Annotated in this window: 17 protein-coding genes; 9 read left to right on the forward strand and 8 right to left on the reverse strand. The window is 65.2% G+C overall.

Annotated features, from left to right (window positions below; translation table 11 throughout):
- Positions 1-3: 3 nt before the first annotated feature.
- The 3 genes from ACWW36_RS27475 (at position 4) to ACWW36_RS27485 (ending at position 3029) form a co-directional block, all read left to right on the forward strand.
- Positions 4-864 carry an SDR family NAD(P)-dependent oxidoreductase gene (locus ACWW36_RS27475; protein ID WP_456139077.1) on the forward strand — a complete coding sequence of 287 codons (861 nt, stop codon included), beginning with the start codon at positions 4-6 and terminating at the stop codon, positions 862-864.
- Positions 861-1835, forward strand: coding sequence for an alpha/beta hydrolase (locus tag ACWW36_RS27480; protein WP_456139078.1), 975 nt, complete (start codon positions 861-863; stop codon positions 1833-1835). Before ACWW36_RS27475 ends, ACWW36_RS27480 begins: the two co-directional genes overlap by 4 nt.
- A 117-nt stretch (positions 1836-1952) precedes the next feature.
- The gene (locus tag ACWW36_RS27485) at positions 1953-3029 is read left to right on the forward strand and encodes a hypothetical protein (protein WP_456139079.1); all 1077 of its coding nucleotides are present in this window, start codon (positions 1953-1955) and stop codon (positions 3027-3029) included.
- A gap of 3 nt (positions 3030-3032) precedes the next feature.
- Here the strand turns inward: ACWW36_RS27485 and ACWW36_RS27490 are convergent, their stop codons facing one another.
- From ACWW36_RS27490 to ACWW36_RS27500, 3 genes are read right to left on the reverse strand one after another with little or no spacing between them, the layout of a single operon-like run.
- A complete protein-coding gene (locus ACWW36_RS27490; protein ID WP_456139080.1) occupies positions 3033-3833 on the reverse strand; it encodes an SDR family NAD(P)-dependent oxidoreductase in 801 nt (266 codons plus the stop codon).
- A gap of 10 nt (positions 3834-3843) precedes the next feature.
- On the reverse strand, positions 3844-4134 hold the full coding sequence (locus ACWW36_RS27495; RefSeq protein WP_456139081.1) for a ferredoxin: 291 nt from the start codon (positions 4132-4134) through the stop codon (positions 3844-3846).
- A complete protein-coding gene (locus tag ACWW36_RS27500) occupies positions 4134-5273 on the reverse strand; it encodes a Rieske 2Fe-2S domain-containing protein (protein WP_456139082.1) in 1140 nt (379 codons plus the stop codon). The genes ACWW36_RS27495 and ACWW36_RS27500 overlap by 1 nt, the downstream gene beginning before the upstream one ends.
- A gap of 99 nt (positions 5274-5372) precedes the next feature.
- On the opposite strand from ACWW36_RS27500, the gene ACWW36_RS27505 reads away from it, so the two are divergent.
- The gene (locus ACWW36_RS27505) at positions 5373-7076 is read left to right on the forward strand and encodes a 3-ketosteroid-delta-1-dehydrogenase (RefSeq protein ID WP_456139083.1); all 1704 of its coding nucleotides are present in this window, start codon (positions 5373-5375) and stop codon (positions 7074-7076) included.
- Here the strand turns inward: ACWW36_RS27505 and ACWW36_RS27510 are convergent, their stop codons facing one another.
- On the reverse strand, positions 7077-7745 hold the full coding sequence (locus tag ACWW36_RS27510; RefSeq protein ID WP_456139084.1) for a PadR family transcriptional regulator: 669 nt from the start codon (positions 7743-7745) through the stop codon (positions 7077-7079).
- A gap of 100 nt (positions 7746-7845) precedes the next feature.
- On the opposite strand from ACWW36_RS27510, the gene ACWW36_RS27515 reads away from it, so the two are divergent.
- From ACWW36_RS27515 to ACWW36_RS27535, 5 genes are read left to right on the forward strand one after another with little or no spacing between them, the layout of a single operon-like run.
- Positions 7846-8331: a flavin reductase family protein gene (locus ACWW36_RS27515; RefSeq protein WP_456139085.1), complete on the forward strand. Its 486-nt coding sequence runs from the start codon at positions 7846-7848 to the stop codon at positions 8329-8331.
- Complete coding sequence (locus ACWW36_RS27520) at positions 8331-8903, forward strand: PaaI family thioesterase (RefSeq protein ID WP_456139086.1); 573 nt, start codon at positions 8331-8333, stop codon at positions 8901-8903. Before ACWW36_RS27515 ends, ACWW36_RS27520 begins: the two co-directional genes overlap by 1 nt.
- On the forward strand, positions 8900-10438 hold the full coding sequence (locus ACWW36_RS27525; protein ID WP_456139087.1) for an FAD-binding protein: 1539 nt from the start codon (positions 8900-8902) through the stop codon (positions 10436-10438). Before ACWW36_RS27520 ends, ACWW36_RS27525 begins: the two co-directional genes overlap by 4 nt.
- A gap of 12 nt (positions 10439-10450) precedes the next feature.
- The gene (locus ACWW36_RS27530) at positions 10451-11257 is read left to right on the forward strand and encodes an SDR family NAD(P)-dependent oxidoreductase (protein ID WP_456139088.1); all 807 of its coding nucleotides are present in this window, start codon (positions 10451-10453) and stop codon (positions 11255-11257) included.
- A gap of 10 nt (positions 11258-11267) precedes the next feature.
- Positions 11268-12311, forward strand: coding sequence for an NAD(P)H-dependent amine dehydrogenase family protein (locus ACWW36_RS27535; RefSeq protein ID WP_456139089.1), 1044 nt, complete (start codon positions 11268-11270; stop codon positions 12309-12311).
- A gap of 78 nt (positions 12312-12389) precedes the next feature.
- Here ACWW36_RS27535 and ACWW36_RS27540 read toward each other — a convergent pair whose 3' ends face one another.
- The 4 genes from ACWW36_RS27540 to ACWW36_RS27555 form a co-directional block, all read right to left on the reverse strand.
- The gene (locus tag ACWW36_RS27540) at positions 12390-13013 is read right to left on the reverse strand and encodes a maleylpyruvate isomerase family mycothiol-dependent enzyme (RefSeq protein WP_456139090.1); all 624 of its coding nucleotides are present in this window, start codon (positions 13011-13013) and stop codon (positions 12390-12392) included.
- Entirely contained in the window at positions 13010-13486 is a 477-nt protein-coding gene (locus tag ACWW36_RS27545) for an SRPBCC family protein (RefSeq protein WP_456139091.1), read from the reverse strand. The genes ACWW36_RS27540 and ACWW36_RS27545 overlap by 4 nt, the downstream gene beginning before the upstream one ends.
- A complete protein-coding gene (locus ACWW36_RS27550; protein ID WP_456139092.1) occupies positions 13483-13806 on the reverse strand; it encodes an ArsR/SmtB family transcription factor in 324 nt (107 codons plus the stop codon). The genes ACWW36_RS27545 and ACWW36_RS27550 overlap by 4 nt, the downstream gene beginning before the upstream one ends.
- A 62-nt stretch (positions 13807-13868) precedes the next feature.
- Positions 13869-14708 carry a DegV family protein gene (locus ACWW36_RS27555; protein WP_456139093.1) on the reverse strand — a complete coding sequence of 280 codons (840 nt, stop codon included), beginning with the start codon at positions 14706-14708 and terminating at the stop codon, positions 13869-13871.
- Position 14709: the final 1 nt, after the last annotated feature.

Here is a 14709-nt window from a genome sequence, read left to right on the forward strand (position 1 = left end):
CCGATGACTGCTCGCGACACGTTCGGCGGCGGCGTGGCCGTCATCACGGGCGCCGGCGCGGGCATCGGCGCGGGCCTGGCCCGCCACGCTGCCAGGCTCGGCATGACGGTGGTGCTCGCCGACATCGACGCCAAAGCGGTTGCGGCCCTTCGTGACGAACTCACCGCCGAAGGCGCTGTCGCCGTCGATGTCGTATGCGATGTCCGTGATCCCGAAGCGGTGCACGCGTTGGCCGAAGAGGCGTACCGCGATGTTGGGCCGGTTCGGCTACTGGTCAACAACGCAGGCGTCGAACAGTTCGGTTACCTGTGGGATATCCCGGTCGAGAACTGGAACCGGCTCGTCGATATCAACATCAGCGGCGTATTCCACGGTGTGCGTGCGTTTCTGCCGAGAATGCTGGCGACGCGGGAACCGGCGTGGGTGTGGAACCTGTCCTCGATCGGCGGCGTCGCCGTCGTACCCCTGCAGGCGCCGTACATCATGAGCAAGCACGCGGTTCTCGCGCTCACCGAATGCCTGCGACTGGAAGTGCAGCATACCGGACACGATGATCACGTCCAGGTGCAGGCCGTGCTGCCGGGCGCGGTGGTGTCGAACATCTTTGAGTCCGCCGGTGGCGTGAACGGCGGCGACGTCGCGGCCGCCGAATCGCAACGTTCCGCCATGCTGGACATCAAGGCCGAGGCGATGGACCCCGTCGCGGCGGCCGAAGCCGTATTCGATCAGGCCGCCCAAGGACGGTTCTACCTACTGACCCAGCCTGACTACGTCGGTTCGGCGATGGCCGAGCGTGCCGAAGTCCTTGTCTCCCAACGGCCGCCGATGTTGAGGGGCCGCCGCTTCGACCCCGCGCACAAATGAGGCTCGACCCCGACGCCGCAGCGCGAATCGCCTCGTTCGGTGAGATACCGCCGATGCGCGTGCGTGGCCTGGCAGCTGTGCGCGACGCGATCGAGTCCGCTCCGCAACCCGACAACATGCCGTCGATGGCGCACATCGAAGGCTGCGATATTCCCGGCCCGGCCGGCCAGATCCCCATCCGGATCTACCGCCCGTCAACCGAGTCCACGCAACCCGTGCTGGTGTACTTCCATGGCGGCGGACTGGTGATGGGCTCCAACCATTCGTTCGAGCCGCTGGCGAGAACGCTTGCCGCGGAGTCGCATTCCACCGTCGTGTCCGTCGACTACCGGCTGGCTCCTGAGGCCCCGCCGCCTGCTCAGTTCGACGATGCCTACACCGCGACGGCATGGGTGGCCGACCATGCCGAGCGCCTTGGAGTCGATGCGACACGGTTGGGCGTCGTCGGTGACAGTGCGGGCGGTTCGCTAGCCGCTGGTGTCGCGTTGGCAGCGCGCGATCACGAAGGTCCGGCCATCTTCTGCCAGGTGCTGCTCTACCCCGGCCTGGACCGCGACATGGCGGCGCCTTCCATCGTCGCGCTCAGGGACGCTCCGTTACTCCACCACGACGACATCGCCTACATGCACGACCTGGCGGACCGCGGCGAATGCGTACCGCACGACCACTACCGGGTGCCCGCCTACGCGACGGACCTGGGCGGACTGCCACCCGCGATCATCGTTACCGGGGAATGCGATCCGATCCGCGATTGGGGCGAGCGCTACGCCGCCAGGCTGCGCGACGCGGGCGTACAAACGACCGTCACGCGTTATCCAGGCATGTACCACGGGTTCCTGATGCGTTCCGATGCCACGGCGCGGGGCCGGCTGGCGATTGCCGAGGTTGGCGCGCTGCTGCGCGCGAAATTCGCCATCCCCTGCCGTTCTAGTTGGCGCGAGCAGACGCAAAACTGCCCATTTCCGAACTAAATTGGGCAGTTTTGCGTCTGCTCGCCAGGAAACGGGCGTCCCGATCACCGGACAGGTCCGGACTGTATCGGCCGTTTCGATCACAGAATCGAAGTAGCCGAGAAAGAGGAGACCCTGATGCTGACTGATGAGCGGCGCATGGAGCTGTCCGAGGTGTTGCGCCCCGCGTCACCACCGGTCGAGATCGATAGCGTCTACACCGACGACCAACGGGATCGCCTGCTCGACGTCGTCCGCATGCAGGGTCCGTGGAAGCTGATCATCGCCCAGCATTTCGCGTCCGCCGACGAGTTGATGGCGACGATGAGTGGCGCGTTCCCCGAAGGATTCACGCCATCGTTGGACCTGTTTCTGACTCCGACGTTTCGCGGCTATCTCGCCAACTACGGGACAGTGCTGTACCCGGAACTGCACGACTGCTTCTACAACGAGAAATTCCTGCAGATGGCGAAGCATTACTGGAACGCCCAGTACGCCAAGCCGGAGATGATGCTGTTCAACATCAACGGCCCGTGCGCCAATCGCGATCCCGGACACTTGGATTCGCCGAGCTTCCGGGGTGTGCGTCACGAGAACGCCCCGACCTGGCTGTGCAGCGTGATGGGTAAGTCCGGCCTGTTCACCGACTACTTGATCAAGATGGCTCAGGTGATCACCTGGTTCTCGTTGGACGAAGGTAGCGGTTTCACCTATTGGCCGGACGGTCCGCTCAAGGCACCGCAGCGCCTCCTCCCGCCGGTGTACAACCGCGGCGTCGTTGTGCAGAACGAGATGATGGTGCACCGCGGCGAAGCTAACGGCGCACTCGAACAACAGGTTCCGGCCGGACTCGCCTTCGACACGGTGTTCAGCGGCGACCCCGCCGACCGCGACCACTGGCTGCTCAAGACCGGTGAAGACGTCATCGCCCGGCACCACACCAACGACCTCCGCTTCTTGGTGCACTGGTCGGCCGAGGTCTTCATGGACCATGACGAACTTCGCAAGAACATGGACGGTTCGGACGATCTGACAGTCGATAAGGCGATCGACGTGCTCGTCGACGACGTCACGAAGAAGGGCATCAAGCTGGACGTCCCGAGCGAGCCGCTGCATGATCCCGAGTTCATCGGCGCCCTGAACGCCGCCTACGATCTCGGCGGGCCCTCGAGCTACCCGGAAGAGGCACCGCTCAGTGCCTTCCAGTTGACGTGACGCTCAGCGCACGATCACCGAGCTCGGTTCCCGCGGCGATCCCAGCATGTCGCGATGCGACGGTGGCCGCCGACCGTGCTCGTCGGTGATGCCGTACCGGTCAGCGAGTTCCGCGCCGATCACCGTGTGTCCGGACAGCCCCGAAACTTCGGGATCGTGGTAGAGCGCATTGATCAAATGTCCAGTGAATTCGGGGGTTTCGGCGTGCTTGGCGGTCTCCGCGAGCGCTTCGGGGTGTCCGGCGAACGCGCCGCGGAACCGTTCAGTGAGCAGAATCCCCATCCAGATCGACACGGTGGCCACGCCGGTGTCGCGGAAATCGACCGCCATGTCGGCAGCCAGCTTGTCGACGCCCGCCTTCTGCGCGCCGTACGCCGGGCCGTGCATGTAGCACACCGACCCGGGAGACGAGGTGAACACGATCAGACCGCGACCCTGACGCACCATCAGCGGTGCCGCATGCCACGACGCCACATAGGCCGACCGCAGCCCGACGTCGAGTACGTCAACCAGCTCGAGTGGCTTCTCCCAAAACGGCTTTGGATTCGTCAGGTCGTCGTGAATGGCCGCGGCATTGTTCACCAATAAATCGAGCCGGCCATTCTCCTGCTCGACGCGTGCGAATAGCGCGCCAACCGCGGCGTCATCACAGTGGTCGACTCGTACCGCGATTCCACCATCGCCAGGGTCATCCACCGTTCTACCGGTCAGATAGACCCGCCAGCCGTCGGCAACAAGCGCAGCTGCTATGCCGCGTCCTGCGCCGCGGCTCGCGCCTGTCACAACCGCCACGGGGTTCGTCACGATTACGAAGCTACGTCGTCACCCGTACGGATTCGTCAACCACCGGCAGATCGCCGTTGCGTACCGCGTCGAGAATCGAGCCGCTCAGCGCTGAACAGGCCAGGAACAGACCCCGACCCGAGTGCGCGGCCAGGTTCTCGGCGTCGCGGCGCTCGAGGCAGGCCGCGGAGGCGTCGGCGTTCCACTGCACAGTGGTCTGATTCCAGCTGCTCTTGCGCGCCAATATGCAAGCCCCGCACCTGCTGCACGTCACCGGCACCATGGGAGAGTCGGCGAGGCGATTATCGGGCCGGACGGCCATCACGTGGTTCCCGCGGCAGACTTCGCGGCGAGATTGGCCTCGACGACCTTCATCCACTCCTCGTTCGGGCTGGTGGTGTCGAGCTCGTATTCGAAGCGGTCTGTCATGTCGGGCTGCACATCGGCAACGTCGACGTAGAACTGCTGATACCAGCGGCGAAGCTGGTAGACCGGGCCGTCCTCCTCGCACAGCAGCGGATTGTCGATGCGCGCCTTGTTCTTCCAGATCTCGACGTCCTGCTCGAAGCCCATCTTGACGAAATCCCCGAGGCCGATCGCGGTCTGCAGCGCCGCATCACCGGGCAGCGCGTCCGACTTCTTGACGATGATACCGTATTGCAGCACAAAGGAATTCGCGTCGATCGGATAGTGACAATTGATCAGTATTGTCTTGTGATCGGCGTCCTCATAGTGGTAGGTCAGGTCGTCGATCATGAACGATGGACCGAAATACGATGCGACCGAGGTCGTTCCGAGCAACTTCGACTCGCCGGGATCACCGATGTCCGGGCGGCCCTCGCCGTTCATGTACTGCGTCGCGACATGACCTTCGAAGATGTTCTTGAAGTGCGTCGGCAGCGAACCGTGGATGTAGAAGAAATGCGCCATGTCGACCACGTTGTCGATGATCTCGCGGCAATTGGTGTTGACGACGGTGGTGTACCAATGCCAGTCCGTCCACTCGTCGCTCGTCGCGCCCTCGATCCGAGGGATGGCCTGCTCCGGCGGCGGGCCGTTTCGCTCGGGGTCGTTCCACACGAACAACATCCCGTCCTGCTCGAGGGTGGTCCACGTTGCGGTGCGGGCCAGCCTTGGTACCCGCTTGCTGTAGGGCACCTTCTTGCACCGGCCGTCCCCGCCCCAACGCCAGTCATGGAACGGGCACGCGATTTCGTCGCCCTTGACCTCGCCCTGACTGAGGTCGCCGCCCATGTGGCGGCAGTAGCCGTCGAGGACGTTGATCCTGCCGTCGCCGCCGCGGAACACCACGAGCTTCTGACCGAAGGCGTGCACGGCGTGTGGCTTGCCGTCACCGAAATCCCTGGTCAGCCCGAGGCAATGCCAGCCACGGGCGAATCTGGCCGGGGCCGCTTCGGCCTCGATCTGCCGAATCTCATCGATCTCTGACTGCAACGTCATGACCTTGTTGTACAACCGCGACGCCGGTTACGCGGCCGATCGTCCCGCTGGAAGGGAGAAACCCGTCGCACGCCCGAATCTGCGACTTACCGTCAGAACGTGACTACCGCGCAATCAGCCACCATTCCCGACGGCCTGCCCATCGGTGACACCACCGTGGACTTGCTCGTCGTCGGTTCTGGCACGGGCATGGCCGCTGCGTTGGCGGCCGCCGAGCGCGGTCTATCCGTGCTGATTGTGGAGAAGTCGGCATACGTCGGCGGTTCCACCGCCAGGTCGGGCGGGGCCCTGTGGCTGCCTGCCAGCCAGATCCTCGACGAGAACGGCGCGGGCGACACCAAGCCGGCCGCGAGCACCTATCTGAAGTCAGTGGTGGCCGAAACCGCACCCGCAGAACGGTCCGCGGAGTTCCTCAACCATCTTTCGGAAACCGTGGCGATGCTGCGCCGCACCACACCGTTGCGGTTCATGTGGGCCCGGGACTACTCCGACTACCATCCCGAGCACCCCGGCGGATCCGCTGCGGGGCGGACATGCGAGTGCAAGCCGTTCGACACTTCGGTGCTCGGCCGGTACCGGTCACGATTGCGTCCCGGCGTGATGAAGACGTCGATCCCGATGCCGACCACCGGTGCGGATTACCGCTGGATGAACCTGATGGCCCGGGTGCCCCGCAAGGGTCTGCCGCTGATCGCGAAACGGCTCGGTCAGGGCGTGGGCGGCTTGCTGCTCGGCAGGCACTACACCGCCGGCGGGCAGGCGCTGGCCGCCGGGATGTTCGCCGGCGTGTTGCGCGCTGGCGTTGGCGTCTGGACTGAAACGGAATTGGCGCGGTTGACAACCGACGGCGCCATGATCACCGGGGCTGTTGTCCAACACGGCGGGCTTGAGGTCACTGTCACCGCGCGGCGCGGAGTTGTCCTGGCGGCCGGCGGTTTCGACCACCGCATGGACATGAGGTGGAAGTTCCAGTCCGAATCCCTCGACGAACACGCCAGCCTGGGCGCCGAGACCAACACCGGCGACGCGATTCGAATCGGCCAAGATGCCGGTGCGGCAATCGATCTCATGGATCAGGCGTGGTGGTTTCCCGCCGTGGCGCCGCTGCCGGGGGGCGACCCGCTGGTCATGCTGGCCGAGCGTTCGCTGCCAGGTTCGCTGATCGTCGATCAGACCGGCAACCGGTTCACCAACGAGGCCGCCGACTACATGTCGTTTGGGCAGTGTGTGCTCGAAAGGGAACGGTCAGGCAAGCCCGTCGAATCCATGTGGATTGTCTTCGATCAGCAGTACCGCAACAGTTATGTCTTTGGCGCTGCGCTGTATCCGCGCATGCGATTGCCGCAGGCGTGGTACGACGCGGGCATCGCGCACCGCTCCGAGGATCTCGCCCATCTCGCCCGACAGATCGCGGTTCCGGAGTCGCACTTCCTTGGCACGGTGTCCCGATTCAATGAAATGTGCCGCGCCGGGGACGATTCCGATTTCGGCCGCGGTCGCAGCGCATACGACCGCTACTACGGCGATCCCACGATCACCCCCAACCCGAATCTGCGGGCGCTGGACAAGGGACCGTTCTACGCGGTGAAAATGACCCTCAGCGACCTCGGCACCTGTGGCGGTCTCCGGGCCGACGAGCGCGCCAGGGTGCTTCGGGAGGACGGCAGCGTCATCGACGGGCTGTACGCGATCGGCAATGCCGCGGCCAACGCTTTTGGCACCACGTATCCCGGTGCGGGCGCCACGATCGCGCAGGGTTTGGTGTACGGCTACATCGCAGCGCTCGACGCGGCGGGCAAATAGTCAGTCGTCGGCTTCGGCCTTCTTTTCGATCTCGTACCAGTATTCCGGTGCGGGCCAAGGGGTTTTGATTCGTCCACCCTCGCCGGCGCGCGGGAACGTTTCCTCGGCTTCATCGAGTTCCTTGATCATTTTCAAGGTCAGCTCGCGCTCGTTGGCGTAATACCTCTCGGCCCACTGCAGCGCGACGCGGGCGTATGCCCACGCCGGATCCACTCCCGCCCACTTTGCGTCCTTGGCCGCATTGCGGTGCATCTCGTCGACGTAGGCCAGGTGTTCCTGCAGAAGCTCTTTCAGCCTCGCCGGAGTCGTGAGATGCCCCATGGTCACTCGCAGCAAGGGGGTGTGCTTGAGCACCGGCGGGTCGAGCGGCGCCTCGTTCGCCCATCGCGTCACCGCATCCAGTCCCGCTTCGGTGATCTTGTACAGCCTGCGATTGCGGGTGCCTGCGCTGTTCTCGACGCGCGACGTCACCAAGCCGAGTTGCTCGAGCTTTTTGAGTTCGGAATAGATCTGGCTGTACGCGGGACTCCCGTAGAAGAACCGCATGCTCCAATCGATCCACTTTCGGATGTCATAGCCCGAAAGCTCGTACTCGTACGACAGCATGCCGAGCAGCGCCCAGCTGGTCGCCGCGAGATTCGGCTTGCCCGGCTGATCGCTTTCTTCCACGTTGTCAGACTAACAACACAGGTCACAGCCATGAGGTCACTCACCACTGGCCGGGACGCCGTATTGCGGGGCGCCAACGTGGCGGCGGAGGCTTATGCCGATGACGACTAGCGCTCCTCCAACACCGACGTCGATGCGCGACGTCCTTGGGCGGTTCTGCACAGGGATCGCGGTGATTACCGCCAGCGCCGGCGTGCGACAGTACGGCTTCACCTGTCAGTCCGTGACGTCGGTGTCTTTCGATCCGCCATACATCTCGTTCTGCCCCGCGCGGACATCGAAGACCTGGCCGATGATGCGAGGGTTAGGCGCGCTGTGTGTCAACGTTCTGGCCCACGATCAGCATCGCCTCTGCAGACAGTTCGCAGTCAGCGCCGCTGACAAGTTCAGCGGTGTGCGGTGGCGTCCGGCCGCCAACGGCGCTCCGGCGATCGCGGGCGCCCTCGCCACCATCGAAGCGAACCTCGAATTCGAGCACGGCGCGGGTGATCACACGATTGTGGTGGCGCATGTAACCGGGCTGCACGCGGCGGACGACCGGCGTCCCTTGCTGTTCTACCGCGGTGGCTACGGCGGATTTGCGTGATGCATTACGAAACGCTCGCCGAATCCGTGCGTCGGCTCATCGACGTCACCATTCGCACCGAAGTCGACGCAGCAGCCGTCGCTGCGGCTAAACACAACATCGACTCGGCCACAGCACAATTGAGCGCCTCGTTGCTACCGGGATCATTTGGTGTGCAGTCCGATCCCCACGGGCAATCCATCGCGTTAGGCAACGTGGTCATCGGCCGACGCAATCCTGTCGCGCCGCCGTTGGTCATTCACGATGGTGCCGACGGAGTGGTGCACACGGAGTTTGAACTCGGCGCCGCGTACGAGGGCCCACCAGGTCACGTTCACGGCGGCGTCTGTGCGTTGATACTGGACCACGTTCTCGGCGCTACGGCGCATCTGCCCGGCAAGCCCGCATACACCGGCACCCTCACACTGCGCTATCTGCGCGGCACACCCCTCGGGGAACCGCTACGCGCCCAGGCGCGCGTCGACCGGATTGACGGAAACAAAACATTCGCCGTCGGGCATATTGCTGACGCCGAAGGCATCACCGTTCAAGCTGAGGGCGTGTTCATCCATCCAAGAAACGCCGGGCCTTGACAACCTGGGACGACGAAACAGACGTCATCGTCGCCGGATCCGGTGGCGGTCTGGCCGGCGCGTACACCGCGGCCCGCGAAGGGCTGTCGGTCATGGTCGTGGAGGCCAGTGACCAGTTCGGCGGCACCACAGCCTATTCCGGCGGTGGGGGCATGTGGTTCCCCTGCAACCCCGTGCTGCGCCGTGCGGGGTGCGATGACACGCTCGACGCCGCGTTCGATTACTTTCATGCCGCTGTCGGCGACCGCACCCCGGTGGAGCTGCAGCGCACTTACGTGTACCGCGGCAGCGACCTGATCACCTACCTCGAAGAAGACGATCACTTCGAGTTCGACGTGCTGCCCTGGCCCGACTACTACGGCCGTCTGCCGAATGCCCGGCTCGACGGTATGCGGCACACCGTGATGAAACCCCTCCCCGCCAAACACCTCGGCGAGCTGGCCGACCGGATACGTGGTCCGTTGGACAGGGAACGGCTTGGCGCGCTGGCACCCAAGTACCTGATCGGCGGGCGGGCGCTCGTCGGTCGGTTCCTGTCGGCAATCGCCTCCTATCCACACGCATCGCTTCACCTGAACAGCCCGCTGGTCGAATTGGTCACCGAAGACGGTCGCTTGGTCGGTGCGGTCGTCGAGCAGGACGGCCGTCGACGCGCGATCCGCGCCCGCGTCGGCGTGCTGCTCGCCGCGGGCGGTTTCGAGAACAATCCCGCGCTGCGCCAACGGTTCGGCGTCCCCGGCGATGCGCGCGACACGATGGGCGCGCCGGGCAATGTCGGGCAGGCTCTTGAGGCGGGCATCGCCGTCGGCGCTGCCGTCGACCTGATGGACCAGGCGTGGTGGTCGCCCGGGTTCACCCATCCCGACGGGCGCTCGGCATTCGCGCTGTGGTTCACCGGCGGGATATTTGTCAACCAGGACGGCAAGCGTTTCGTCAACGAATCCGGCCCCTACGACCGCATCGGCAAGACCATCATCGATCAGATCGCCTGCGGTGCAATGACATTGCCGTTCTGGATGATCTACGACGACCGCGAAGGCCTTGTTCCGCCGGTGAAGGCGACGAACGTCACGATGGTCGAGCCCGAACGCTACGTTGAGGCCGGCCTCTGGCATACCGCGGACACGCTGCCCGAACTGGCGGCGAGAATCGGCGTGGACGCCGACAACCTGGTGTGGACAGTCAAGCGCTACAACGAGTTCGTCGCCGCCGGCATCGACGACGACTTCGGGCGTGGTGGCGAGGCCTACGACCGCGCGTTCTCGGGTGGCCTGTCACCGATGGCACCGATCGACAAGGCTCCATTCCACGCCGCCGCTTTCGGCCTCTCCGACCTGGGCACCAAGGGCGGACTCGTCACCGACGCCCACGCCCGCGTGCTCGACGCCGACGGCAAGCCCATCGATGGGCTCTACGCCGCAGGCAACACGATGGCCGCCGTCAGCGGAACCGTCTATCCCGGCGGTGGCAATCCGATCGGGGCGTCAATGTTGTTCAGCCATCTCGCCGCACTGGACATGGTCACACGTAACTAGGAGGCTCGCGCTATGACATCTCTTCAGCGGTACACCGACCGTCGCGTTCTGATCACCGGCGGTGGATCCGGCATCGGGCAGGCGACCGTGCTGCGGATACTCGACGAAGGTGGGCGGGTCGTCGCGGCCGACATCAGCGAATCCGGGCTGAAGGACACGGTGGCCAAGGCCGAATTGCACGGCGATCGGCTGAGCACCGTGGTGATCGATGTCGCCAGTGAAGAGTCGGTGAAGGAGGGCGTGGCCGAGGCGGTCCGGCAGCTCGGCGGTCTGGACGCCCTCGTCAACGCCGCCGGGATCCTGCGCTCGGCGCACTTCGTCGACACCACGCTCGCCGACTTCGAGCAGGTGCTTCGGATCAACCTCGTCGGCACCTTCCTGATGATCCGCGAGGCCATCCCCGCCTTGCGCGACGGCACCGATCCCGCGGTGGTCAACTTCAGCTCTACCTCGGCGGCGTTCGCACACCCGTACATGTCGGCATACGCCGCGTCCAAGGCTGGCGTCCAAGCGATGACGCATGCGCTCGCGCTGGAGTTCGTCAAGGAAAAGATTCGGTTCAACTCAGTCCAGCCCGGATCCATTTCGTCCGGAATGACCGACGGTACAGGCGAATCCAAACAGAGCATCGGTCCCGGACTGCCCGCCGATGCGGACTTCTCCCTGCTCGGCAAGATCATGTCGCTGCTGCCCGTCGAGGGCGGGGGGATGTTCGCCAAGCCGGACGCGGTCGCCGCCGTCGTGGCGATGCTGGCCTCGTCGGATGCGTATTTCGTCACCGGAACAGAGGTCCGCGTCGACGGCGGAACACACATGTAAATTGCTGCAGATGAGCAGACCGTTACGCGTCATCCAGTGGACCACCGGCAACATCGGACGGCGGTCGCTGCACGCGATCATCGGGCGCGACGACATGGAGCTCGTCGGCGTCTACGCGCATGGTGCGGACAAGGTCGGTGTCGACGCTGCGGAGCTGGCGGGCTGGCCCGAGCCCACGGGCGTGACGGCCACCAACGACATCGACGCGCTCGTCGCCCTGAAGCCCGACGCCTGCTGCTACAACCCGCTGTGGCCGAACATCGACGAGCTGACCCGGCTGCTCGAGAACGGCGTCAACGTGTGTTCGAGCGCGGCGTGGATCACCGGCGGAAAGCAGACACCGGAAGACCTCGAGCGCATCCGAAAGGCTTGCGAGAAGGGGAATTCGACGATCTTCGGCAGCGGCGCACATCCAGGGATGACGAACATGGTCGGCATGGTGTTGTCCGGTGCATGCGAGCGGGTGGACGAAATCCGGATCACCGAATCGGTTGACTGCTCGACGTACGAGTCCGCCGGAACGCAGACCGCGATGGGCTTCTCGCAAGACCCGGAAACGCCCGGCCTTGCCGAGAGTGTGCGCCGGGAAAGTGAGGTCTTCGCCGAATCCGCGGCGATGATGGCCGACGCGATCGGTGCCAAGCTCGACAGGATGACGTTCGACGTCACGTTCACGCCCGCCACAGGCGACACCGACCTGGGTTTCATGCAGATCCCGGAGGGGACGGTGGCCAGCGTCTACGGCTACCACCGCGGCTGGGTCGGCGACCGCAACGTCGTCAGCGTCGGCTTCAACTGGACCATGGGCGATCACGTGACACCACCCAAACCGCTCGAGCACGGCCACGTCATCCAGGTGTTCGGCTTGCCCAATATGCGCACCGTGCTGCACTGCCTGCCGCCCAAGGACTGGACCGAGCCCGGATTCATGGGCCTTGGCATGATCTACACGGCGATGCCGGTCACCAACGCGGTGCCGGCCGTCGTCGCCGCCGCACCCGGCATCGTGACGCTCAAGGATCTGCCGCCGATCACCGGTCGCGCTGCCGTGTAATCGAGCTGTCGGCGAACGTACGGTTGTTGTAGACAAACGCCGAGTAGACCCGTCAACCACCGTACATTCGGCGCGGGCTCAAAAGCGTTGAGCCAGTTTCGCTTTGCCCGGTCCGTCAAGGTCTTGCAGTGCGGCAGCGCGGCCGGCCATCGCCATCAGCAGGGCTTCGCCGCTCCCCCGCACCTCGGCCCCTTGGCCATGAGACCAATCCGTGTCGGTGGCGACCAACCGCACCCCTCGAGCCCGCCACGCGCCGAGGATGCGCGGCGCCGTCGTCGCGAAATTCAGCGCAACACGCAGCCGCTCAGGGTCTATGGCGCGCGGAATCCCCAGCGGCCTGCGGATGTCCTGCTGGTGAATCATCCCGTCGGTCAGCGCAATACGGCCGCCGAACCCCGACGTCAAGCCTTGCGGTTCAGCGTATTTGCGCATCAGCTCGGTGAGCGCCTCGGGCGACTCGCCCGCATACTCCGCGACCCCGACGGCGTTGGCACCGCCGCGAGTCACAAGGCCTTTGGCCATCCGACGCATGAGCTGAGCGCGTGTCAGCGGGTCGTATCCGATGACGTGGGCGACGACGTCGCGCACCCGCCACCGTTCGCATAGCGTTGAGCTCTCCCACTGTTGCGGCGTCAAACCTTCCAGCAGCGAGGCGAATTCCTCGCGCTCGGCACGCGCCAACCGCATCGTGTCCGGCGTCATTGCTCGAAGAGGCCGGCGTAGCGACCCAGATAGAGCGGCCAGCCGGCGTCGCCGTCGACTCCCGCGGCCACGGACTCCCAGCCCTCACCGTGGCGTTCGATGTGCCGGTGTTCGAGCTCGACGCGAGTGCGGTCTGCGGACTCGGCCGTGAAGCGGACTTCGACTTCACTGGACCGGCTGGGGTCGGTTTCCAGCTGCCAGGTCGGCCCGATGTCCCAGGTGAAGACGACGCGGTTCGGTGGCTCGTAGGCGACGATCCTCGCCCACTTACACAGGCTGCCGTCGACGCCGCGGTCGTAGATGTGTCCGCCGACTCGCGCCTCGAACACCGTCTCGGCGATTGGGACGCTCAGCAGATTGTGTTCGCGGGGCTTGAAATCGCCGAACTGCTCGGTGAACACGCGGAACGCGCGGTCCACAGGGGCATTTACGACGACGTCGTGACGGACGGTTACCGGTCGGGTGTGTGTCATGTTTCGTCTCCTTCCAGACGCTCGACGGTCTGCTTGAAGCCGGCCAGAGCCTGCATCCAGAACCGATCGAGATCGGCACGCAGCGCTTCGAGCCCGGTGGGGTCCAGCTGATAGACCCGTCGCGTCCCGGCGGCGTGGTCCCGCACCAGCCCGGCACGCTTGAGGACTTTGAGGTGTTGCGACACCGCAGGCCTGCTGACGGGCAGGTCGCGTGCCAGCTCACCGACCGCCAGCGGCCCATGCGCAAGCCGCTCCACAATCGACCGCCGGGTGCGGTCAGCCAGTGCCACCCAGACGTCGGCTTCTTGGTAAGTGGTCACGAACCGTAAGCTACTACTTACCGAGTGCGAGATCAACGGGCAATGCTCGGACCACGGGATTGTTATTGAGCAGCGAGGTGTACGACGACGCCGACCGCTCCGCCGCCGACGTGTATCGACAGCACCGGCCCCATATCGGTGACGACGAGCGACTCGATCTGAGGCAGCCGTGTCGTCAATGCCGCGCCGATCTCGTCGGCGGCATCGTGGTTGTCGACATGGTGTACCGCGATCGCGGCCCGGCGCTCGCCGATGACGTCGGCGACCCGATCGACCATCGCGGCGTGCGCTTTGGTGATCGTGCGGATCCGCTGATCGAGGACCAGTCGCCCGTCGACGTCGAGACAGAGCAGCGGCTTGAGCGACAGCGCCGTGCCCAGCCACGACGCCGCGGTGCCGATCCGGCCGCTTCGCCTCAGGTTGTCCAGCCGGTGTACCACGACGAAGACATAACCGCGGTCGACGGCGGCCCTGGCGGCGGCTTCGACCGTATCGAGGTCAGAACCCGACGCCGCCGACCGCGCCGCCTCCAGTGCGACGAATCCGACGCCCATCGCCGCCGACCGCGAGTTGACCACCCGCACTGCCGGACCGAACTCGCGCGCCGCTTGAACCGCCGAACTATACGAACTCGACAGCGCGGCCGAAATATGCACGGCGACAACGCCGTCGCCGTCGCTATCCCGCAGCGCCTGGCGGTACGTCTCGGCAAGCTCCGCGGGCGTCGCCCCCGCGGTGGTGGCCCGTGGCAGTTCGTGGATGTCATAGGGCACATCGTCGACGCCGTCACGCAGGTCGATGCCGTCGACAAGCACATGCAGGGGCACCTGCCGGATGTCGAACTCCTTCAGCTCATCGGGCGCCAAGCGCGACGACGAGTCGGTGACCACTACGACTGCCATG

The sequence above is a fragment of the Mycobacterium sp. MMS18-G62 genome (assembly GCF_053877835.1).